Origin of the sequence: Mesorhizobium sp. M5C.F.Ca.ET.164.01.1.1, from assembly GCF_004792125.1 — a bacterium.
GTDB classification, from domain to species: domain Bacteria; phylum Pseudomonadota; class Alphaproteobacteria; order Rhizobiales; family Rhizobiaceae; genus Mesorhizobium; species Mesorhizobium wenxiniae.
On sequence record NZ_SRTG01000001.1, the window covers coordinates 1,941,927 to 1,959,335 of the forward strand.

General features: G+C 62.4%; 15 protein-coding genes and 1 tRNA gene. 13 read left to right on the forward strand and 3 right to left on the reverse strand.

Annotated elements, in window-relative coordinates:
- The first annotated feature begins 41 nt into the window (after positions 1–41).
- A tRNA-Met gene (locus tag EN807_RS09665) sits at positions 42–118 on the forward strand.
- Positions 119–206: 88 nt separating this feature from the next.
- On the opposite strand, the gene EN807_RS09670 is transcribed toward EN807_RS09665, so the two are convergent.
- The gene (locus tag EN807_RS09670) at positions 207–1,034 is read right to left on the reverse strand and encodes a MurR/RpiR family transcriptional regulator (RefSeq protein WP_127316294.1); all 828 of its coding nucleotides are present in this window, start codon (positions 1,032–1,034) and stop codon (positions 207–209) included.
- Between the two features lie 151 nt (positions 1,035–1,185).
- Between EN807_RS09670 and EN807_RS09675 the strand changes: the two genes are divergently transcribed.
- The 12 genes from EN807_RS09675 to EN807_RS09730 all read left to right on the forward strand — a co-directional run bounded on the left by EN807_RS09675 (position 1,186) and on the right by EN807_RS09730 (position 15,448).
- On the forward strand, positions 1,186–2,007 hold the full coding sequence (locus EN807_RS09675) for an N-formylglutamate amidohydrolase (protein WP_135934749.1): 822 nt from the start codon (positions 1,186–1,188) through the stop codon (positions 2,005–2,007).
- A 21-nt stretch (positions 2,008–2,028) separates the two neighbouring features.
- Positions 2,029–3,543, forward strand: a complete 1,515-nt coding sequence (locus EN807_RS09680; RefSeq protein ID WP_135934750.1) for an amino acid permease — start codon at positions 2,029–2,031, stop codon at positions 3,541–3,543.
- 93 nt (positions 3,544–3,636) lie between these two features.
- Positions 3,637–5,007, forward strand: a complete 1,371-nt coding sequence (locus EN807_RS09685) for a glutamine synthetase family protein (RefSeq protein ID WP_135934751.1) — start codon at positions 3,637–3,639, stop codon at positions 5,005–5,007.
- A gap of 88 nt (positions 5,008–5,095) precedes the next feature.
- On the forward strand, positions 5,096–6,484 hold the full coding sequence (locus tag EN807_RS09690; protein WP_135934752.1) for an aldehyde dehydrogenase family protein: 1,389 nt from the start codon (positions 5,096–5,098) through the stop codon (positions 6,482–6,484).
- An 18-nt stretch (positions 6,485–6,502) separates the two neighbouring features.
- Positions 6,503–7,675 (forward strand): iron-containing alcohol dehydrogenase, encoded by a 1,173-nt coding sequence (locus EN807_RS09695; protein WP_135934753.1) that lies wholly within the window; start codon positions 6,503–6,505, stop codon positions 7,673–7,675.
- A 244-nt stretch (positions 7,676–7,919) separates the two neighbouring features.
- A complete protein-coding gene (locus EN807_RS09700; RefSeq protein ID WP_135934754.1) occupies positions 7,920–9,026 on the forward strand; it encodes an ABC transporter substrate-binding protein in 1,107 nt (368 codons plus the stop codon).
- 58 nt (positions 9,027–9,084) lie between these two features.
- Positions 9,085–9,993, forward strand: coding sequence for an ABC transporter permease subunit (locus tag EN807_RS09705; protein ID WP_065007619.1), 909 nt, complete (start codon positions 9,085–9,087; stop codon positions 9,991–9,993).
- Positions 9,990–10,784, forward strand: a complete 795-nt coding sequence (locus tag EN807_RS09710) for an ABC transporter permease (RefSeq protein WP_065007618.1) — start codon at positions 9,990–9,992, stop codon at positions 10,782–10,784. The genes EN807_RS09705 and EN807_RS09710 overlap by 4 nt, the downstream gene beginning before the upstream one ends.
- Before the next feature lie 28 nt (positions 10,785–10,812).
- Positions 10,813–11,877 (forward strand): ABC transporter ATP-binding protein, encoded by a 1,065-nt coding sequence (locus EN807_RS09715; protein ID WP_127316303.1) that lies wholly within the window; start codon positions 10,813–10,815, stop codon positions 11,875–11,877.
- Positions 11,878–12,031: 154 nt separating this feature from the next.
- The gene (locus EN807_RS09720; RefSeq protein ID WP_135934755.1) at positions 12,032–13,582 is read left to right on the forward strand and encodes a sodium:proton antiporter; all 1,551 of its coding nucleotides are present in this window, start codon (positions 12,032–12,034) and stop codon (positions 13,580–13,582) included.
- A 97-nt stretch (positions 13,583–13,679) separates the two neighbouring features.
- On the forward strand, positions 13,680–14,606 hold the full coding sequence (locus tag EN807_RS09725) for an endonuclease/exonuclease/phosphatase family protein (RefSeq protein WP_135934756.1): 927 nt from the start codon (positions 13,680–13,682) through the stop codon (positions 14,604–14,606).
- Positions 14,603–15,448, forward strand: coding sequence for an EamA family transporter (locus tag EN807_RS09730; protein WP_135934757.1), 846 nt, complete (start codon positions 14,603–14,605; stop codon positions 15,446–15,448). The genes EN807_RS09725 and EN807_RS09730 overlap by 4 nt, the downstream gene beginning before the upstream one ends.
- Before the next feature lies 1 nt (position 15,449).
- Here EN807_RS09730 and EN807_RS09735 read toward each other — a convergent pair whose 3' ends face one another.
- Both EN807_RS09735 and EN807_RS09740 read right to left on the reverse strand, forming a co-directional pair.
- A complete protein-coding gene (locus EN807_RS09735) occupies positions 15,450–15,659 on the reverse strand; it encodes a Dabb family protein (RefSeq protein ID WP_246684046.1) in 210 nt (69 codons plus the stop codon).
- 114 nt (positions 15,660–15,773) lie between these two features.
- A complete protein-coding gene (locus EN807_RS09740) occupies positions 15,774–17,402 on the reverse strand; it encodes a GMC family oxidoreductase N-terminal domain-containing protein (protein ID WP_135934758.1) in 1,629 nt (542 codons plus the stop codon).
- Between the last annotated feature and the right edge of the window lie 7 nt (positions 17,403–17,409).

Below are 17,409 nucleotides of genomic sequence, written 5' to 3' on the forward strand. Positions count from 1 at the left end.
ACTTGTACCTAAGTAAAGCGCTGACTTGCTTGAAAAGTTGACGCGGGGTGGAGCAGCCCGGTAGCTCGTCAGGCTCATAACCTGAAGGTCACAGGTTCAAATCCTGTCCCCGCAACCAAATCCACAAACGGCCCGCCTCAGTGCGGGCCGTTTGCGTTCGGACCTGGCGCAGTCGAGTTTGGCATCTACGGCATCGACGGCGCCCGCTACCGCAGGCTTTCCAGCTCGCGGATGCGTTTGGCGCCGTCGGCCTCGAGCTGCCGGGTGACGGCACCGATCAGCGTTTCGGCAACGACGAAAAGGGCCGCCGAAGAGTCCCAGGCCGAGGGCACGGCGGTGCGCCCGGCGATGACATGGCGGGCGAAGCGAGCGATCGGCGACAGCCACTGGTCGGTGAACAGCACGATCTGCACGCCGCGCTGATGCGCCGTCTCGGCGAAACGGACCAAGCTATCCTGGTAGCGCCTGATATCGAAGATCACCAGCACGTCCCGCTTTCCCATGTCGATCAGCCGGTCGCGCCAGACGCTTTCCTGTCCGGCGAGGTGAAAGACATTGGGCTGGATGATGGCGAGGTGGGCGGCCATGTAGCGCGCCAGTGGATCGGTGAAGCGGCCACCGATCAGGAAGGTCTTGCCGCGCCGGTCGGCAAGCTTTGCGACGATGTCGGCAAGCTGTTTGTCGGACAGGTGCCTGAACGTCTCGCGCATGTTGTCGAGCGTCGCCTCCAGCATCGGCGACACTGCGCCGCCGTTCGGCGATGGCGGGTTGAGCGTCCGTGACGCCGGCGACTGCAGTTGCGCCGCCAGCTCGTCCTGCAGCGCCGACTGAAATTCCGGGTAGTTCTGGAAGCCGAGCCGGGCGACGAAACGCAGGATGGTCGGCGAGGAAACGCCGGCGGCAGCTGAGAACTCGGCGACCGTCTTCAGGCCGATCAGCGGGTAATTGGCGATCAGCGTTTGCGCCGCGCGGCGCTCGCCCGCCGGCATCGTGCCGATGCGGTCCGAGATCAGTTCGGCAATGCTCGAAATCATCTTTTCCCCACCCATGGCCGTTTTGCCGAAATCGCATTTGATCCGAAATCGCGTTTGACAAAGCCGGATAAACTGTATGAAATCATCCACAGGGACGCAATGAGACAAAATACGTAATATACGATACAGCGCTCCCCGGGGACTGAAAACAATGGAGACAGCACGGCCCGCCAGCCTTGCATCGCCTGAAACCGTGAGGGTGACGAACCCCGGCGGTTCGAGCCCTTTCGTGTTGACCTGCGATCACGCCTCCAACTTCCTGCCGCCGGAATTCGGAACGCTCGGCCTTGCTGCCGGAGAGCTTTCCCGCCACATCGCCTGGGACCCCGGCGCGCTCCCGGTCGCCCGCCGCATGGCCGAGGCGCTTGGCGCCACGCTGGTCGAGACCCGCATTTCGCGCCTTGTCATCGACTGCAACCGGCCACTGGACGCGCCCGACCTGGTGCCGCCGGTGAGCGAGACCACGGCCATTCCGGGCAATAACGGCCTGTCGGAAAAGCAGCGCGCCGCGCGCATCGCTCTGTCCTGGCAACCCTTCCATGATGCGGTCGCGAGTATCATCGACAAAAGGCTGGCGCGCGGGTTCGAGACGCGGCTGGTTTCAATCCATTCCTTCACCCCGGTCTACAAAGGTATGAGCCGGCCCTGGCACATCGGCATCATCCATGACGAGGATCGCCGGCTGGCGGCGCCGCTTGTCGCCGCGCTGCAGCGGCTCGCCGGCGTCACGGTCGGCATCAACGAACCCTATTCGCCGGCCGACCGCGTCTATTTCACGCTGGAACGGCACGCGCGTCCGCGGGGGCTACCCTGCGCGATGATCGAAATCCGCAACGACGAACTATCCGACGAAGCCGGGCAGCGAAAATGGGCGGATCTGCTCACGGGGATTTTTTCCGATCTCGAGCCGTCATCTGGATCCCAGGGATCTGGCCGGCACGGGCTCGGCCATCCGGTGGAACCAGTCAACTGACAAGAAGAAGGGGACTTTCAAATGGCAGGCGGTAACACGAAGCAAGTCGGCAGCGTCGCATACGCGAAGCGCGACAAATCTTATTTCGAGGACCGGCAACTGGTGCGTCACGCCAATGTCTGGCATCTGTGGGCGCTCGGCGTCGGTGCCGTCATATCGGGACATTTTTCGGGCTGGAATTTCGGATTCGGGACGGGCGGCTGGGGCGGCATGCTGGTGGCCGGCATCATTATCGCCATCATGTATATCGGCCTCGTCTTCTCGATCGCCGAGATGAGCCCGGCTTTGCCGCACACCGGCGCTGCATACTCCTTTGCCCGGACGGCGATGGGGCCATGGGGCGGCTTCATCACCGGACTTTGCGAAAACGTCGAGTATGTTGTGACGCCCGCCGTCATCGCCTTCTTCATTGGCTCCTATATGGGAGGCATCTGGTCGGTCGCCTTTCCCGACTCCAGCGTCTGGCCACCACTTTGGTGGCTGGTGACTTATACCGTGTTCCTGGCGCTGAATATTTTCGGCGTCGCGCTGTCCTTCCGCGTCACCCTGGTCGTGACGCTGCTGTCGCTCGCCGTGCTGATCGTATTCTGGATCAGCGCCATTCCAAGCATGGACTTTTCGCGCTGGGCGCTGAACATCGGCGTCGGTCCGGACGGAGCCGCGATGGAGCTTCCCGAAGGCAATGGCTCGATGTTCCCGTTCGGCTTCTCGGGCGTGCTGGCGACGCTGCCCTTCGCGGTGTGGCTGTTCCTGGCGATCGAGCAACTTCCGCTGGCGGCGGAAGAATCGGTCGACCCCAAGCGCGATATGCCGCGCGGCATTATCGCCGGCATGCTGACGCTGATCGTCTCGGCCTTCATGATCGTGCTGCTCAACCCGTCGGTCGTCGGAGTCGGTTCCTTCAAGCTCGCCACTTCCGGCGAGCCTTTGCTTGACGGGTTCCGGGCGATTTATGGCGACTCGGGCGCAGTGCTGCTTGGCCTCATCGCGCTGATTGGATTGATCGCAAGCTTCCACACCATCATCTTCGCCATGGGCCGCCAGGTCTATTCGCTGAGCCGCGCGGGCTATTTCCCGTCGGCGCTGTCGGTCACCCACAAATCCTACAAGACTCCCTATGTCGCGATGTTTGCGGGCGCCATCGTCGGCTTTGGCATCATGCTGATCATGTGGTTCGCGCTTGGCGGCGATACTGCCGGTTCGCTCATCGGCTCGGTGTTGCTGAACATGGCGGTGTTCGGCGCCATGTTCTCTTACATCCTGCAGGCGGTGTCCTTCATCTTGCTGCGTCAGAACCAGCCGAACATGGAGCGTCCTTATCGCAGCCCGCTCGGCGTCCCGGGCGCCGTGCTGACGATCGTCATCGGCGTGGTCACCCTGATCTACCAGATTCAGGACGCGAACTTCACCAAGGGCGTGGTGTGGGTTGCGCTGTGGTTCGCCATCGCGATCGTCTATTTCGGGCTGGTCGGCCGTCACAAGCTCATCCTGTCGCCGGAAGAAGAGTTCGCGCTGGAGCACGCGCAGAAAGCCTGACCTGTCTCGAACACGAAAACACCCGGCCGCTTCTCGCGGCCGGGTCCAGATTTGAACTCTCGAAGCGCCATAAAGGCGGCGGAGCTTGCAAGAATGGCCGGAAATTTCTCGTTCGATCAGTTGAAGAAGGTAGTCTCCAGCGGGGAGGTCGACACGGTGCTCGCCTGCATCGTCGACATGCAGGGCCGGCTGGCGGGAAAGCGGTTCCTGGCCCAGTATTTCGTCGATTCCGCCCATGATGAGACGCATGGCTGCAACTATCTCTTGGCCGCCGACATCGATATGGAGCCGGTGCCCGGCTACAAGGCGGCGAGCTGGTCGAAGGGTTACGGCGACTTCGTCATGAAGCCGGATCTGTCGACGCTGCGGCGCATTCCATGGCTGGAAAAGACGGCGCTGGTGATCTGCGACGTGCTCGACCATCACACCCATGATGACCTGCCGCATTCGCCGCGCGCCATCCTGAAGAAGCAGGTCAAACGGCTGAGCGAGCGCGGCTATATCGGCTATTTCGCCTCCGAGCTCGAATTCTATCTGTTCAGCGAAACCTACGATTCCGCTCGCAAGAAGCACTGGCAAGGCCTCGACACAGCCTCGCCCTATATCGGCGACTACCAGATCGGCATCACCACCAAGGAAGAAGGCGTCATGCGCCGGCTGCGCAATGAGATGGAAGCGGCCGGCATACCGATCGAGAATTCCAAGGGCGAGTGGGGTCCGGGCCAGGAAGAAATCAACGTCCGCTATGCCGAGGCGCTCGACATGGCCGACCGCCACGTCATCCTGAAGAACGGCGCCAAGGAGATCGCCGAGTCTGAAGGCAAGGCGATTTCGTTCATGGCCAAGTACAATTACGGGCTGGCCGGCAATTCCAGCCACATCCACAATTCGCTGTGGAGCGCCGACGGCAAGACGCCGCTTTTTTATGACAAGAATGCCGAATGGACGCTGTCTACGCTCGGCCAGCAATGGGCGGCGGGCCAGCTCAAATACGCCAAGGAATTCACCTGGTTCCTGGCGCCCTACATCAACTCCTACAAGCGCTTCCAGGCCGGCACTTTCGCGCCGACCAAGATCATGTGGAGCGAGGACAACCGCACCGCCGGTTTCCGCCTGTGCGGCGAGGGCACCAAGGGCATCCGCATGGAATGCCGCATCGGCGGCGCCGATCTGAACCCCTATCTCGCCTTCGCCGCGCTGATCGCGGCCGGCCTTGCCGGCATCGACGAAAAGCTTGAACTGCAAAAACCCTTCGTCGGCGATGCCTATCAAGCCTCGCAGCTGCCGGAAATTCCGAAGACCCTGCGTGATGCCACCGAGACGCTGGCGAAATCGGAGATGCTGAAGCAGGCGCTCGGCGACGGCGTGCTCGAGCATTATGTCCATACGGCCCACTGGGAGCAGTTCGAATACGACCGCCGCATTACCGATTGGGAACTGCACAGGGGGTTCGAGCGGTACTAAACTACGCCAGTGCTGCCCTTCGGCCTTTGGTGCCGGACGGACGGGCGGCCCAAACCGAGATTGTCATTAACTGTGAGGGCTCAAAGGAATGACCGAAGCGGTCAAGATAAAATCTCCCGTCGATGGTTCGATCTATGCCGAGCGGCCTGTGGCCACCGACCAGGCGATCAATGCGGCAGTCGAGCGTGCCAAGGCGGCGCAGGAGAAATGGGCTCAGACGCCGGTCGTCGAGCGCGGCAAGTACATGCTGGCGATGCTGGAAGCGCTGGTCGCCATGACCGAAGAGATCGTGCCGGAGATCGCCTGGCAGATGGGTCGTCCGGTGCGCTATGGCGGCGAGTTCGGCGGCGTCAGGGAACGTACCAGCTACATGGTCGAGATCGCGGAAGCGGCACTCAAGCCGGTCCTCGCCTCCAATCCGAAGGACGGGTTTCGCCGCTATGTGAAGAAGGTGCCGCTCGGCGTGGTCTTGGTGATTGCGCCCTGGAACTATCCCTATCTTACCGCCGTCAACACTATCGTGCCGGCCCTGATGGCCGGCAGTGCCGTCATCCTTAAGCATGCGGCGCAGACGCTGCTGGTCGGCGAACGTTTTCAACAGGCGTTCGACAAAGCAGGCCTGCCCAAGGGTCTGTTCCAGAACCTCGTCATGAACCATGTGCAGACCGAAAAACTGCTCGGATCGGGCAAGATCGACCATGTCAATTTCACCGGCTCGGTTGCCGGTGGCCGCGCCATCGAAAAGGCCGCGGCAGGCACCTTCATGACCCTCGGCCTCGAACTTGGCGGCAAGGACCCGGCCTATGTCCTGGCCGACGCCAAGATGGATCATGCCGTCGCCAACCTGGTCGACGGGGCCTTCTACAATTCCGGCCAGTGCTGCTGCGGCATCGAGCGCGTCTATGTCCATGAGAAGGTCTATGACGAATTCATCGAAGGCTTTATCGCCGAAACCAAGAACTACGTCGTCGGCAACCCGCTCGACCAGGCGACGACGATGGGGCCGATGGCACAGGCGCGCTTCGCCGACCTGATCCGCGAGCAGAAGGCCGAGGCGCTGCGCAAGGGCGCCAAGGCCCACATCAACATGAAGGTTGCCAATGACGAGCAAGGCTCGCCCTATCTGGCGCCAGAGGTGCTGACCGAGGTCGATCATCAGATGAGTGTCATGCGCGAGGAAAGTTTTGGGCCTATCGTCGGCATCATGAAGGTGCGCAACGACGAAGAGGTGATCGCGCTGATGAACGACAGCCCCTATGGGCTGACAGCCTCGATCTGGACGCGCGATATTGAGCATGCAGTGGCGATCGGCGACCGTGTCGAGACCGGCACCGTGTTCATGAACCGCTGCGACTATCTCGATCCGGCGCTGGTCTGGACCGGTGTCAAGGACACCGGCAGGGGCGCCGCCCTGTCGGCCATAGGCTACGACAATCTGACCAGGCCGAAATCATACCATCTGCGCGAAGCCATCTGATCGTTCTGAAAGATAAAAATGTCAAAACTCATTTCCAAATGGAATTACCCGACAACCGTTCGGTTCGGTGCTGGGCGCATCAAGGAATTGCCTGATGTGCTTGATGCCACGGGCATCAAGCGGCCGCTCTTCGTTACCGATCCGGGGCTAGCCAAGCTGCCGGTGGTCGCCTCGACGCTGAAGGTCCTCGACGACGCCAAGGTACCCTATGGCGTGTTTTCCGAGGTCAAGCCGAACCCGGTCGACTCCAACCTGACCGCCGGCATTGCCGTGTTCCAGAAGGGCAAGCATGACGGCGTCATCGCCTTCGGCGGCGGTTCGGCGCTCGACCTCGGCAAGCTGATCGCCTTCCAGGCCGGCCAGGCGCGGCCGGTCTGGGATTTCGAAGATATCGGCGACTGGTGGACGCGCGCCAACTCCGATGCGATCGCACCGATCATCGCCGTGCCGACCACCGCCGGCACCGGCTCGGAGGTCGGCCGCGCCGGAGTCATCACCAATGAAGCGACCCACACCAAGAAGGTCATCTTCCATCCGAAACTTTTGCCGGCCATCGTCATCGCCGATCCGGAACTGTCGGTCGGCATGCCGGGCTTTATCACAGCCGGCACAGGCATGGACGCGCTTGCTCACTGCCTCGAGGCCTATTGCGCGCCGGGCTATCATCCGATGGCCGACGGCATCGCTGTCGAAGGCGTGCGGCTCGTCTTGGAGAACCTGCCGAAGGCCTATGCCAACGGTAAGGATCTTGTCGCCCGCGCCCACATGATGAGTGCGGCCGCCATGGGCGCCGCCGCTTTCCAGAAGGGGTTGGGCGCGATCCACTCGCTGTCGCATCCGATCGGCGCGCTCTACGACACCCATCACGGCATGACCAACGCCGTGTTCATGCCTTATGTGCTGGCCTTCAACCGCGACGCCATCGAGGTGCGCATCGCCCGGCTCGCGGCTTATTGCGGCATCAAGGGCGGCTTCGACGGCTTCGCCAAGGCCGTCATCAAGCTTCGCAAGGAATTGAAGGTGCCGCACGCGCTGCCGGGCCTGATCAAGGGGCTTGACATGGACAAGAAGCGCAAGGGCCTGATCGCCGACATGGCGGTGGTCGATCCGACCGCCGGCGGCAACCCGGTCAAGCTGACCAGGAAGGCGGCGCTGACGCTGCTCGACAATGCCATTGCCGGCACCGTCTGAGACGGTTTTTCGCGCCGAAAGTTGATCTGGGAAATTGAGGGCAAAGAAAGGGGAAAAGATGGAAGTTAAGACAGAAGTTCGTTAGCCGGAAAAATAATCGCAGAGCGATTGCTACAGCCGGTTAAAAAGAGTTTACTTTTTCGTACTGCAGGGCATCGCTTTCACAAAGCTTTCATCGGGCTGTCACACGAAAACGATACCGCATCGCAGGCGTCCAACGGCGTCAGTTCAACGGAGAGAACACATGTTCAAATTCACGGGAAAAGTGCTTTCCCTTACGGCCGTCGCCCTGATGGCGACCTCTGCCATCTCGTCGGCGCAGTCCATGGATGAACTGGTCGCCGCCGCCAAGGCGGAAGGCCAGCTCACCACCATCGCGCTGCCGCACAGCTGGTGCGGCTATGGCGACGTCATCGCCGGCTTCAAGGCGAAGTATCCGGAAATCACCATCAACGAGCTCAATCCCGATGCCGGCTCCGGCGATGAGATCGAGGCGATCAAGGCCAACAAGGACAATAAGGGCCCGCAGGCGCCTGATGTCATCGACGTCGGCCTGTCTTTTGGCCCGTCCGCCAAGGCAGACGGCCTGATCCAGCCCTACAAGGTGTCGACCTGGGATACGATCCCTGACAGCGCCAAGGATGCCGATGGCTACTGGTACGGCGACTACTACGGCGTGCTCGCCTTCGGCGTGAACAAGGCCGTCGTGCAGAACGCACCACAGGACTGGGCTGACCTGCAGAAGCCGGAATACGCCAACTCGGTGGCGCTCGCCGGTGACCCGCGCACCTCGAACAACGCCGTCATGTCGGTCTACGCCTCGGGCCTCGCGGCTGGCGGTACCGGCGGCCAGGACGCCGCCGCCAAGGGTCTGCAGTTCTTCAAGCAGCTCAACGATGCCGGCAACTTCGTGCCGGTCGACGGTGAAGCGGCAGCTGTCGCCCAGGGCACGACGCCGATCGTGATGAACTGGGACTACAACCTGCTCGCCATGCGCGACAAGATGGCCGGCAATCCGGAAATCGAAATCGTCGTGCCAAAGGGAGCAGTGGTCGCAGGCGTCTACGTACAGGCGATCAGCGCCTATGCGCCGCATCCGAACGCCGCCAAGCTGTGGATGGAGTATCTCTACTCGGACGAAGGCCAGCTCGGCTGGCTGAAGGGCTACTGCCACCCGATCCGCTTCAATGACCTCGCCAAGAAGGGCGTGATCCCGAAGGAGATGCTGGACAAGCTGCCGGCTGCCGAGAACTACGAAAAAGCGATATTCCCAACCTTGGAGGAACAGAACGCCGCCAAGAAGGAAATCAGCACGAACTGGGATGCCGTCGTTGGCGCCGTCGTGAAGTAATTCATAGGGCGCCGGCCGGTTCGCCGGCCGGCGCCCTATGCCAGACTTCGGGAATTCCATGGCAGAGTCCACAATCTCCCAGACAGCCCGCGTCAGTCCTGGCGCGCCGGAGATCAGCCGCCTTCGGCTGCCACTGCATTGGTTAGGCGTAACGCCGTTCTTCGTTTTCGCGCTGGTCTTTCTGATCCTGCCCACTGTAGGGCTGATCGCGGGCGCGTTCAAAAATGCAGCCGGCGACTATACGTTCGACAACATCATAGCGTTGTCGCAACCCAAGCTCGCAGCGGCCTATTGGGTATCCATTCAGATCAGCTTTGTTTCTGCGGTCCTTGGCGCGTTGATCGGCCTGGCCATGGCGGTGGCAGTGGTTCGCGGAGGCTTGCCGCCGTGGTTACGCTCGGCGACCTTGACCTTCTCGGGCGTCGCCTCGAATTTCGCGGGCGTACCGCTGGCATTCTCGTTCATTGCAACGCTAGGTCGGCTCGGAGTGGCGACGATCCTGTTGCGTGACGTTTTCGGCATCAACATCTATTCGCTCGGCTTCAGTATCTTTTCGTTTTGGGGCCTGATTCTCACCTATCTCTATTTCCAGATCCCATTGATGATCGTCATCATCACGCCGGCGGTCGATGGGTTGAAGAAGGAATGGGGCGAAGCTGCCGCGACGCTCGGGGCAACCAATTGGCAATATTGGCGCATGGTGGTCATCCCGGTGTTATGGCCTAGCTTTCTCGGTACGACGGTCCTCCTCTTTGCCAATGCCTTCGGGGCGGTCGCAACGGCCTATGCACTGACGGGGCCGTCACTCAACATCGTGCCCATCCAGCTGTTCGCGCAGATTCGCGGCGACGTGCTGTACAATCCGAATCTAGGCTATGCGCTTGCATTCGGCATGATCGTCATCACCGGCCTGGCCAACCTCTTCTATATCTTGTTTCAACGGAGAGCCGAACGGTGGCTGAAATGAAGCAAGGCAGCCGCTTTTGGGCTTGGCTCGTTTTTGGCGTGGGAACCACTTATTTTGTCCTGCCGCTTTTGGCGACCTTTGAATTCTCGTTGCGTAAGCGGCGAGGGGAATATTCCTTTGACGCCTACCGCTCAGTCTTCGGAGATCCGAATTTCCAGACGACATTTACCTATTCCGTCGTTGTGGCGGTCTTCACCATCCTTCTGGGGGTGCTGCTCGTTGTCCCGACGGCTTACTGGATACGGCTGCGGCTACCGAATCTGCGGCCGGTCGTAGAGTTCATAACCCTGCTGCCGCTGGTTATCCCCGCTATCGTCATCGTCTTCGGCTACATCAGAATGTTCGGTTCGAATTCAACGCTGCCTTTTCTGGCGACAGCGCGCGGCACCGATGCTCTGCTGGTCATCGGCTATGCAGTGCTGGCGCTGCCTTATATGTACCGGGCGGTCGATACCGGTCTCAGGACCATCGACGTCAGAACGCTCACCGAAGCCGCACAAATCCTCGGCGCCGGCTGGACCACCATCATCGCCCGCATCATCCTGCCGAACGTACTGATCGCCGTCTTATCCGGCGCGTTCCTGAGTTTTGCCATCGTCATCGGCGAGTTCACCATGGCCTCGCTGTTGAACCGCCCGGCCTTCGGCCCTTACCTGCAGAATATCGGCGCCAACAGTGCCTATGAGCCGTCGGCACTGGCGCTCATTTCGTTCGCCATCACCTGGGGCTGCATGTCGCTGATCCAGATCCTGTCGCGTTTTGCGCCGCGATCGGCGAACCGGCCAAACTGATCGAAAAGTACTGACCGAAAGAAAAGCCATGGCCGAGCCATTCCTCTCCATCCAGCAGGTGCGAAAAGCCTTCGGCGCCACCACCGTCGTCCAGGACTTCAATCTCGACGTCGAGCCGGGCGAATTCGTCTCCTTCCTCGGGCCATCGGGCTGCGGCAAGACGACGGTGCTGCGCATGGTCGCCGGCTTCGAGGAGCCGAGCGCCGGCAGGATCGTGGTGGCCGGCAAGGACATCACCCGGCTCAAGCCCAACCAGCGCAACGTCGGCATGGTGTTCCAGGCCTATGCGCTGTTTCCGAACCTGACCGTGGCGCAGAACATCGGCTTCGGGCTGAAGGTCGCGGGCATGCCAAAGGCCGATGCCGACAGGCGCGTTGCCGAGATGCTCGACCTCATCAAGCTGCCGCAGATGGGCGACCGCTATCCCTATCAGCTCTCCGGCGGCCAGCAGCAGCGCATCGCGCTGGCGCGGGCCATTGCGCCGAAGCCGAAGCTCCTGCTGCTCGACGAGCCGCTGTCGGCGCTCGACGCCAAGGTCCGCGTGTCGCTGCGCGAGGAAATCCGCTCGATCCAGAAGAAGCTCGGCATCACCACCGTCTTCGTCACCCACGACCAGGAAGAGGCGCTGTCGATCTCCGACCGCATCGCCGTCATGTATGGCGGCAAGGCCGAGCAGGTCGGCACGCCGTTCGAGATCTACAACCGGCCGGCGACCAAATTCGTCGCCAATTTCGTCGGCACGCTGAACGTGCTCGAAGGCACCGTCACCGACGCGGCGTCGGGCAAGGTGCGCGTCAACGCGCAAGAGATCTCGCTGCAGGGAAAGCTCAACGGCTCCAAGTCCGGCGACACGCTGTCGCTGGCGCTGCGGCCCGAGGCGATTTCGCTCGGTCGCCATCCCGGCCGTGACGCCAGTCTTTCGGGCGAGATTACCGAAGTGCATTTCCTCGGCTCGGTCATCCGGGTTCGGGTCGGCATCGGCGGCAGCACGGTGTCGCTCGACACGTTCAACAGCCCGGCCACCCCGCCGCCCGCCGTCGGCGAAAAGGCCGAGATTTCCTTCTCGTCGGGCGACATGCTGGTGCTGCATTAGGGGAAGAGTGAATGGTGAATGGTGAATAGTGAATAGCAAGAAGGCACTTTACGCGCCGAAACTTCTCTGCATGCCATTCACCATTCACATCAGCCAAAGCCGGTCGCCTTTTTTTTGCGGTGCCAATCGCCCGGCTTCACCGGTACGGTAGGGGATGGCGCTTTTCGAGCTGACCCTTGTTCTTCTGCTGATCGCCGTCGCGCTGACGGCGCTGTCGCGGCGTCTCCAGGTTCCCTATCCTTCGTTGCTGGCATTGGCGGGCGCCGGTATCGCCTTCCTGCCGTTTGCGCCGACTATCGAGATCGATCCCGAACTGGCGCTCGCCTTGTTCATCGCGCCGGTGCTTCTCGATGCTGCCTACGACACGTCGCTGCGCGATCTCAATCGCTACAGACTGCCACTTGCCTTGCTGGCGCTTGGCGCCGTCGTTTTCACCACTGCTGCCGTGGCGCTTGTCGGATGGACAATGGCAGGCTTGCCGATCGCCGCGGCAATCGCCTTCGGCGCGATCGTGGCGCCGCCCGATGCCGTCGCAGCGTCGGCCGTGCTTGGACAGTTCAAGGTGCCGCATCGCGTCACCGCGATCCTGCAAGGAGAAAGCCTGCTCAACGACGCCACGGCACTCCTGATCTACCGCATGGCGGTTTCCGCTGCTGCCGGCTCCATCCTGCCGAGCAGCGCGGTTCCGATGATCTTGCTGTCGACGGTCGGCAGCCTTGCCGCTGGTTATGTGCTCGGCCGGCTGTCTCTCGTCACCCTCAGTCGCATCAGCGATCCGGCAAGTGGCACGGTGGTGCAATTTGCCGGGACTTTCGGCGTCTGGATCCTGGCCGACAAGATCGGGCTCTCCGCCATCATTACGATCGTCGTCTATGCCATGACCATCGCGCGCACCGCGCCGCGCCGCATGCCGGCCAGAAATCGCGTCAGCTCCTACTCGGTCTGGGAGACGGCGGTCTTCGTGCTGAACGTTCTGGCCTTCGTCCTGATGGGACTTCAGGCACGATTGATCGTCGGCCGGCTGGCCGAGCAGGGGCAGGTCGAAGCGTTCGTCTTCGCCGCAGCCGTGCTGGCTGTCGTCATCGTCTCGCGCCTTGTCTGGGTTCTGGGATGCGGCGCGATCATCAGGTGGCTTGCCGCCTTCGGTGACGCGGAACGGCAAGCTGAAGCCCCGTCGTTCCGCGGCGGCGTGCTGATCGGCTGGTGTGGCATGCGTGGTCTGGTCACCCTTGCGGCAGCGTTTGCCTTGCCGGCCGACTTTCCGGGGCGCGACCCGATCGTGCTCGCCGCCTTCTCGGTCGTTCTCGGCACATTGGTGCTGCAAGGCATGAGCCTAAAGCCGCTGCTGCGCTTGCTGCGTCTCGATCCGGACGGAACTGTCGACCACGAGGTCGCGCAGGCACGCGTCGCCATCATGCAGGCAGCGCTGGACGTGTTGAGCGGCAAGACATCGAATGCCGCGGCCGTGGTCCGCGAGCAATTTACCGCGCAGCGTACGATCGCTGAAAACCCGGAGGACGCCCAGGCAGCGACCGAGTACGACAGATTGCGTCTCTATGCGATAAAGAGCCAGCGTGACGCGCTGGAACAGCTGCGTATCGACGGCACGATCGGCGATGAAGCGTATCACCGCCTGGAGGAGGAAATCGACTGGTCGGAATTGGCCGCCTCTCCGCCGGGGCGATTCCAGCCGCTGACGACTTAGCCGCGCGCTGTCTGGCCCAAGCTCTCTCCATCCAGCTGCACATTGCAACCAATCCGCCAAACCGCTACTGCCATCACGAAATTGAGCCGGTTAAGCAATGAAGCTGGTCAGCTACAACATCCAGTACGGTTTCGGCAGCGACGGCCGCTACGATCTCGCGCGCTCCGCCGAGGTTGTCGCTGGCGCAGACATCATCGCGTTGCAGGAAGTGGAACGGCACTGGCTGCGAAGCAACGAAGATGACCAGCCGGAAATCCTTTCCCGGCTACTGCCGGAATACCATTGCGTTTATGGCCCGGCCTTCGACATGGACGCCAGCGAGCGACATGACGGTCGCATCGTCAACCGGCGGCGGCAATTCGGCACCATGATCCTGTCCAAGCTGCCGATCGTCTGGTCGCGCCTGCACACGTTGCCACTGCGCCGCACGGTGCGTCCCCTCAACACCCGCAACGCGGCGCTTGAATGCATGATCCGCGCCCCTGCCGGACCAATGCGGGTGCTGTCGCTGCATCTCGCGCATATCGCGGCCGAGGAGCGGCTGGAGCAGATCGATTACCTGCTCGCCGAGCATCGCCGTGCACCGTCCGACGGCGGCCCGTGGAGCGGCGCTGATGACGAAGCCGAGCGCAATTGGAGCAATGGCGAGCCGGAGCCGGAAAACCCGCTGGCGGCGATCTGGATGGGCGATTTCAACATGGAGCCGGGCAGCGCCGAGTACCGGCGCATCGTCGGCAGCATGCCCTATCATCGCGGTGCTGCCTATCTCGACGGTTTTGTCGATGCCGCCGCTGTCGCCAGCGAACCGACGGCGGATTTCCATACCCATGTGAAGACCATCGACGGCAGGCTGGCAAAGCGCCGGCTCGACCATTGCTTCGTCGGCGGGATGTTGGCGGGCCGCGTGCGCTCGGTCAGTGCCGATATCGACGAAATCGCCTCGGACCATTTTCCGCTGCGCGTTGACATCGACCTGGAAACGCCATTCACAACGGGGGCCGGCGGCGGGATGACCCGCCGATGAGCTTGTTCGTCTTCTTCGCGGTGCTTGCCGCCGCCGCCATGCACGCGATCTGGAACGCGCTGGTCAAGGTCCATCTCGACCGCTTCCTGTCGATCACGCTGATGACGCTCGGCATGGGCGCCGTTGCGCTTCTGGCTCTGCCATTTGTCGAGGTGCCGAAGTCGGAAGTGTGGCCCTATATCATCGCCTCGGTGGTCTTCCACATGGGTTACAGGACGTTTCTGATCGGCGCCTATAAGGCCGGTGATTTCGCGCAGACCTATCCGCTGGCGCGCGGCACCGCACCGCTGCTTGCAGCACTTGGCGGCATGGTGGTTGTCGCTGAAGTTCCGACACCGCTGGCCATCGTCGGGATCGTGCTTTTGTCGGCCGGGACGCTGGTGCTGTCGTTTCGCGGCGGCGCGCATCTGGAAAGGCTGAACCCGCGTGCCGTCGGCTTTGCGCTGGGTACATCGATCTTCATCGCCAGCTATACGCTTTCAGACGGCAGCGGCGCGCGGCTGGCCGCAACTGCATCGAGCTATGCGGCATGGCTGTTCGTCTGTGATGCGGCATGGGCGCTGGTGCTGTGCCTGATCTTTCGCGGACCAAAGGCGCTGCCGGTGCTGGGGCGCGACTGGAAGGCGGGCGTGTACACCGGCGTGCTCAGCGGCGCCGCCTACTGGATCGTGATGTGGGCGATGACCAAGGCGCCGATCGCCTCGGTCGCCGCGCTGCGCGAAACCTCGATCCTGTTCGCCATGATGATTTCGGTGTTTGCGCTCGGCGAGAAGATGACGGGATGGCGCGGTGCCGCCGTGCTCAGCATTGTTGCCGGGGTGGTCGCGCTGAGGCTCGGGTAAGCTAAGCGCTTATATCCAGATCGAACACCATCAGCCCATCCATGCCGCCTTCAAGCGCCGCGACCAGCCGGGCGCCGGCTCGGCTGTGAGCCTCATGCATCAGATAGGCGTCGCGTGCTGCGGCATCGCGGAAGTCGATGGTGAAGCCGTGCGTGAAGCCGCGCGCGAACGGTTCTGGGCTGGTGTTGGCGTTGAATTCGACCTTGCCCATGCGTCGATGAGCCGTCGCAATGCTTCGAGAGCGGCATGGATTGCCGCTCGCTCGTCGTCGGTGACGTCATTGCGGAATCGAGCGAAGACACGGTGCCGGATCATTCTTGGGATCTTATGCCGCTTGGTTGGTGGAAAACACAGCCGGCGGCAGCGGCTCGCGGCCAAGTATAAGATCGGCGCCCTTTTCGCCGACCATGATGGTCGGCGCATTGGTGTTGGATGAGGGGATGCGCGGCATCACCGAGGCGTCGCAGACGCGCAGACCCTCGATGCCGCGCAGCCTGAGGTCGGGCGTTACCACGCTCATCGCGTCATGGCCCATGCGGCAGGTGCCGACAGGGTGGTGGTCGGTCTTGGAACTGCGGCAGGCATAGTCGAACAGCTCGTTGTCGCTGGTGAGTGTCGATCCCGGCAGCACCTCGCGCAGCACGTAAGGGGCAAGCGCCTTCTGCCGCATGATCTCGCGCGCCAGCCTGAGCCCCTTGATCGACATGTCGCGATCGTGGGGATCAGCCCAGTAATTTGGATCGATCAGCGGGCTGTCGGCCGGGTTGGCACTGTTCAGCCGTATCGTGCCGCGTGAACGCGGGCGCAGGAAGGCCGAGTTCAGCGTCACGCCCGGATTTTTCAGTTTCTCGACGCCGGCCTCGATGCCGGAGCCGAGGCCGAGATGGAGCTGGATATCGGGCGAGGCGGCGGTCGGATCGGCGTACCAGAAGCCGCCGGTCTCGAACAGGCTGGAGGCAACCGGGCCCTTCTTGAGCAACAGATATTGCAGGCCGGCCCACACCGTCCGGTGCAGCTTGGCGTAGTTGTCGTAGGTGTGCTCGCCGGTGCATTCGGCAATGACGAACAGGTCGAGATGGTCCTGCAGGTTGGAGCCGACGCCGGGCAGGTCATGCACCGGCGTCACGCCGACCGACTTCAGATGGTCGGCCGGGCCGATGCCCGACTGCATCAGCAGCTTCGGCGAGCCGATGGCGCCGGACGAGACGATCACTTCGCGCTCGGCGCGCAGGATCGTCGGTTGGCCGCCCGGCCTGTCGACGATCTCGACACCGACGGCGCGGCCTTTCTCGACGACGATGCGCGTCACCAGCACGCCGGTCCTGACGGTCAGGTTCTTGCGCTCGCGGATCGGCCTGAGATAGGCGACCGAGGCAGAGGACCGTCTTGCGTCCTTCTGCGTCAATTGATAGTAGCCGACGCCTTCTTGGGCTACGCCGTTGAAGTCCGGATTGAAGGGAATGCCCATCTCCTGCCCGGCGCGGAAATAGGCTTCGCAGATCGGCAGCGGCGCAATCGGGTTCGAGACGCCGAGCGGGCCCTGATCGCCGTGATAATCATTGGCGTAGCGCTGGTTGTTCTCGGCCCGCTTGAAATAGGGCAGCACGTCGCGATAGCCCCAGCCGGCAAGGCCCTCTTCCTTTTCCCAGGCGTCGTAATCGCGGGCATTGCCGCGTGTATAGATCTGGGCGTTGATGGAGGAGCCGCCGCCGATCACCTTGGCCTGCGTGTACCGGAAGACGCGGTCCTTCATGTGCTTTTGCGGCACGGTCGACCAGCCCCAGGCGGCGATGCCCTTGGTCATCTTGGCGAAACCGGCCGGCATGTGGATCAGCGGGTGCCAGTCCTTGCCGCCGGCCTCGAGCAGCAGCACCTGATGCGACGGATCTTCGCTCAGACGGTTGGCGAGGACGCAACCGGCCGGGCCGGCGCCGACGATGATGTAGTCGGTCATGGCGTCA